At 38.7% G+C, this 4,694-nt stretch carries 6 protein-coding genes and 1 pseudogene; 5 read left to right on the top strand and 2 right to left on the bottom strand.

Annotated elements, in window-relative coordinates; genetic code table 11:
• Nucleotides 1-248: 248 nt before the first annotated feature.
• Nucleotides 249-425: a hypothetical protein gene (locus OQ5_RS23655; protein WP_016778546.1), complete on the top strand. Its 177-nt coding sequence runs from the start codon at nucleotides 249-251 to the stop codon at nucleotides 423-425.
• On the opposite strand, the gene OQ5_RS0116480 is transcribed toward OQ5_RS23655, so the two are convergent.
• Together OQ5_RS0116480 and OQ5_RS0116475 are read right to left on the bottom strand one after the other, a co-directional pair.
• Nucleotides 406-1,011, bottom strand: a complete 606-nt coding sequence (locus tag OQ5_RS0116480; RefSeq protein WP_016778545.1) for a Fic/DOC family protein — start codon at nucleotides 1,009-1,011, stop codon at nucleotides 406-408. The genes OQ5_RS23655 and OQ5_RS0116480 overlap by 20 nt on opposite strands.
• Nucleotides 1,012-1,114: 103 nt before the next feature.
• Nucleotides 1,115-2,101, bottom strand: coding sequence for an aldo/keto reductase (locus OQ5_RS0116475; RefSeq protein WP_016778544.1), 987 nt, complete (start codon nucleotides 2,099-2,101; stop codon nucleotides 1,115-1,117).
• 840 nt (nucleotides 2,102-2,941) lie between these two features.
• On the opposite strand from OQ5_RS0116475, the gene OQ5_RS23650 reads away from it, so the two are divergent.
• From OQ5_RS23650 to OQ5_RS21425, 4 genes and pseudogenes are all read left to right on the top strand, one after another.
• Nucleotides 2,942-3,103, top strand: a complete 162-nt coding sequence (locus OQ5_RS23650) for a hypothetical protein (RefSeq protein WP_176694095.1) — start codon at nucleotides 2,942-2,944, stop codon at nucleotides 3,101-3,103.
• Between the two features lie 92 nt (nucleotides 3,104-3,195).
• Nucleotides 3,196-3,546 carry an IS66 family insertion sequence element accessory protein TnpA gene (tnpA, locus tag OQ5_RS25435; protein ID WP_016778541.1) on the top strand — a complete coding sequence of 117 codons (351 nt, stop codon included), beginning with the start codon at nucleotides 3,196-3,198 and terminating at the stop codon, nucleotides 3,544-3,546.
• A gap of 5 nt (nucleotides 3,547-3,551) precedes the next feature.
• Complete coding sequence (gene tnpB, locus OQ5_RS21430) at nucleotides 3,552-3,968, top strand: IS66 family insertion sequence element accessory protein TnpB (RefSeq protein ID WP_016778540.1); 417 nt, start codon at nucleotides 3,552-3,554, stop codon at nucleotides 3,966-3,968.
• 14 nt (nucleotides 3,969-3,982) lie between these two features.
• Nucleotides 3,983-4,694: pseudogene (locus OQ5_RS21425) on the top strand (IS66-like element ISPba3 family transposase); the annotation flags it as partial.

The raw sequence follows: 4,694 nt of genomic DNA, 5'->3' as shown, positions 1-4,694 counted from the left end.
CAACACAGAGTTTGGCAATAAAGATGCTTTTTAGACCGGGCTCATTGATACAAGTACCGACAGACAGAAGTAATAAATTTTGTTGAAAAACATTTTTCAGTTTGTCCCTGGAATTTGTCTGATTTTTTATCTGGGATAGAGACAGTTAGTTATCAAACAAAGCTTGTTGATTGTAAAGAGTTAATTATAAGCTTGTTACAGGATTTTAATGACCTGATATCTAAAAATCTAAAGATCTATTGATATTTATGGAAAAGAAAATAATAGAAACCAATGCTTATTTTATATCGATGGAGGATAGGATTACCAAAGTTGTTGATACTGTGGCAGAATCGTTTGCTGTTGAGGGGATTGTTTTCTCCGAAGATGAATTAAAAAAGCTGGTTGAAGATTTCAGGAAAGAAATCAAAATACGAGTCGAATAATTTTTTCCATCGGTTCGTAATTTTCATTTGCCGCCGCTTGTACTGCTTTAATGTAATCCTCAAAATAGTTTTCTTTGATTTTATTGATTTCCAGAAAGTGATGACCGTGTTTTGCTGCCATTAAATTAGCCAGTACACGGGCAGTTCGTCCATTGCCCTCCCGGAAAGGATGAATATATAGCAATTCGGCATGAACTCTGGCAATATCTCTTATTAATTCTTCGTCTGACGCGTATTTATCGGGGAGTGGATTCAGAAACTTTTTTTCGAATTCGTCCATTATTTTTGGAAGGAAACGTGCTGTTGGAAACATGAAAGTTCCTTTCGCCATGTTAACATGCCGCAGTTTCCCGGCAAAATCATAAAGATGTGATAATGCCATTCTGTGAATATTGAGTATATATTTCACACTAAAACGGGTTTTCGGGGTGAGCTCCTCAAGCAGTATGAGTTGAGCTCTTAAAAACCCCGAAAACTCCATTTTGTAAAGTTCGTGCGGATCGGTTATGCCTTTTTTGTTGTGAAGGATGATGTTTTCATCTTCATCATCAGGCACAAAGTATTTTTCCGAACGTTCATTCTTCATCAGTATAAAATAAGTCTTAACTATTGGTTTGCCGGAACGCGCAAGTATTTCATCATATAAGCCCTTTGCCGGGCAGAGGTAAATTCGCACAGAATTTAATTTGCTACCAGCGATGATGCACGTCAGGTTTTATGTATTTTTCATAGATGGCATTCATCGCCTCAAACTTTTCCGGGGAAAGAGGTGGCAAATCAAAAATCGAGAGGTTTGATTTGACTTGTTCAACCGACGATGCACCGGGAATAACACAGCTAACTTCATCAAATTTCAATATCCATTGCAATGCATAAGGAGCAAGATTTTGTTCACCGGGGAAAAGTTTCTTTAGCTCATCTACTGCCTTCAGTCCTTTTTCGAAATCAATTCCGGCAAAAGTTTCGCCCTTGTCGAAGGCTTTTCCATCACGATTGAAATAACGATGATCACCTGTATCGAAAGTGGTGCCGGAATGAAATTTACCGGTAAGTAATCCGCTGGCCAGGGGGACTCTTACAATGATTCCGATGTTTCGTCTGGCGGCCTCTTTGAAGAACAGTTCTTTTGGTCGTTGTCTGAAAACATTAAAAATAATCTGAACCGTCGAAACATTGGGATATTCAATGGCTTTAAGGCCTTCTTCCACCTTTTCAACACTAACGCCCAGGTTTTTAATTTTACCCTGTTCTTTAAGTTTGTCAAATCGTTCAAAAATTTCGGGACGGTAATATACTTCGGTAGGCGGGCAGTGGAGTTGTATCAGGTCGAGGGCCTCCAGACCTGTCCGTTTAAGGCTGTCTTCTACAAATTTTTGCAGAACATCGGGCTGGTAACCTTCGTTGACATGTGGCTGGATTCGACGGCCGCATTTCGATGCCACGAAAACTTCCTCCGGGCGTGAACGAACAACCCTTCCTACTGCTTTTTCGCTCATTCCGTTTTCATAAACATCAGCGGTATCGATAAAATTAACACCATTATCGATGGCAGTATTGATAATGGTTTCGGCATTTTTGTCGTCAAATCCCGATCCCCATTTGCCTCCTACCTGCCAGGTTCCGAGAGAGATTTCCGAGATTTTTAGATTGGTTTTTCCGAGTACTCTGTAATTCATATCGACTTTGTTTTTAATTTGTTTTGATGATCATTTATTAGAAGCTTACTGTTTTTGTTCCACCAGTCCGTTATACTTTTACAATCCGTTGCAAACCAATTGCTTGTGATTAATGGGTTGTATTTGTTAAAATGCAGTATATCAAGATTATATAAATCATCTTATATCTAAAAATCTAATGATCTATTCTTTGTTCACTACTCTGCAAATTTAAACTATGAATCCGGATCATTCAGGAATATGTAGCATTTTTTTAGTATTATTCAATAGTCCGTTAAACTTTTGCAAACACCTTGGATTTAATTGGTTAGATTTAATGGGCTTGTTTTGATAATATACAGATTTTCAATGGTATACGAATCATCTTATATCTTATATCTAATAATCTAACGATCTAATGAAACGAGCATGACAAGGTTTGTTACAAGAGAACATGTATAAACCCAATCATGCGAGTTCCATCAGACCAATAACTTAGAAATATTTTAAACTGATGAAATAATGTTGCATACTAAAAATATTATTAATAACTTGAATTCGTTTTTATTGTTTGAATACCAATTGTTTGATTTTTGCCTTACGGGCAATAAAGGTCATTATTTTGTAAAACAGGCATGGAATGATCCGAATTAATAAATATTCCATTTTAACAAATGAGTGTGGTATAAAAAGACATATTTTTTGTCAAAATTAAGGCGTTTTAAATTTTTGTGCCGAAGTTAACTTATTGTTAATGACGATGCAAAAAATCAAAACAACAATGAGTTTGGCAATAAAGATGTTTTTTAGACCGGACTCACAAATTAATTTCAGTTATTTAATCAAAAAAGCTAAGCTGTTATGAAAAAACAAGCGATTACTTTAGGGCGAATTGGTATTTTGTTGCCCATTGCAGCAATAATACCAATCATAAACATGTTTGTTGGTATCGCGGTCATCGTTCTTCTTCTGATGTCGCACAATTATTTTTCCAAAGTTTATGAAAAGCCGCTTATTTTTTAAAATGCCCTGATTGGCACTATCATTGAAAGTAAGCCTTCGGCCTCCCACATATTGCATTCTCAGCGCAGACGCCCTTACTTTGATGGCAAAAAATGAGGATGACATTATCAACATTCAAAAGACTATTCCAGGAGTACCAGAAATCCGGTCTGAACATAAAGGACTTTTGTGCCAACCAATGCTTAGCTCCTTCAACGTTTTATTACTGGAGGAATAAACTGGAAGAGATATCGCAACATCCGCCCGCAAGTTTTATCCCATTGACTTTTGATTCAGATCAACCGGCGAGTGATAACCAAACGTTTCAATCTTCCATGAAGAGCAACCACACATCAGGAGACAATGCACCAATAGAATTCATATTTCCCAATGGCACAAAGATGGTGTTAAGAGACAACATTGACATGCGATTAGTAAAAGCAATTGTTCACTTATTTGACTGAGGCCGATGTTTCATTTACACGATAAGCTAAAATACTTTCTGTATCCGGCCCCGGTGGATATGCGTAAAAGCTTCTACACCCTTAGCGGTATTGTAACCTCTTTAATGAAGCGTGATGTTCAAAGCGGGGAGGTTTTCATTTTTGTCAATCGCAGGCTAACCACCATGAAGATACTGCACCTGGAGCACGGTGGTCTTGTAATCTACCACAAGAAGCTCGCGAGTGGTGTTTTCAAACTTCCCGCTTTTGATGAAAGCCTTACATCACATGCAATAAGTTGGCACGATTTGATGATGATTGTCAAGAATGTAAAGCCCAAAAAACGGCTACTTGAAAAAACGACAAAAAGAAGCATCTTTTCAAGATTTTTAGGTAAAATAAATTGGCTGAAAGACCTGATTTTGCTATCTTTAAGCTCATAATCAAGCAGTGATAAATGAGCGTTTTTTCAACCGATAAAGATAGATTAATCCAAGAGCTTCTTCAGGAACGTGATGAGCTTTTTGGGGAGCTTTCCCGGTTGCGAAAAATCGACAATGGGGCACTCGATACCCTTGAAGCTAAAAACCACGAATTAGAGGCTGTTGTGGCCCAAAAAGACAAGCAAATCAATAAGCTTACCGATCAACTTGCCTGGTTTCGGCATAAGTTTTTCGGGAGTTCCAGCGAAAAGCATATTGCAGAAGACCCCGACCAGAGAAAGATTGACTGGGAGGGGCTGGAAGTACTTCCAGAGGAGAAAACAGCCATTGAAGATGCAGAAAAAGAGCTAATCGAGTATGAACGACGCAAGCCCGTTAAAGATAAAAAGAAGGCTGTGCGTCAGCCGCTTCCAGAGCACCTTAGACGAGAAGTAGAAGTAATAGAGCCGGAAGGAAAACAAGACAACTGGGTGCGTATTGGCGAGGAAGTTACCGAAATTCTTGAACACAAACCTGGTGAGACTTATGTTCGCCAGATAGTACGCGTCAAGTACGCTATAAAGCCAACTGAAGCAGAAGAGAGTACCGATAATGGACAAGACGACGACGAAACCCCGGCCATCTGTATTGCTCCAATGCCACTTTTACCTTTGCCTCGAAGCAATGCCGGGCCCTCCATGCTGGCTGAGCTGATGATGAACAAATACTATTACCACCTGCCTTTTT

It is taken from the genome of Anaerophaga thermohalophila str. Valhall (genome assembly GCF_000250735.1).
Taxonomy (GTDB): Bacteria; Bacteroidota; Bacteroidia; order Bacteroidales; family Marinilabiliaceae; genus Anaerophaga; species Anaerophaga thermohalophila_A.
This window is presented reverse-complemented; position numbering and strand designations above follow the sequence as displayed.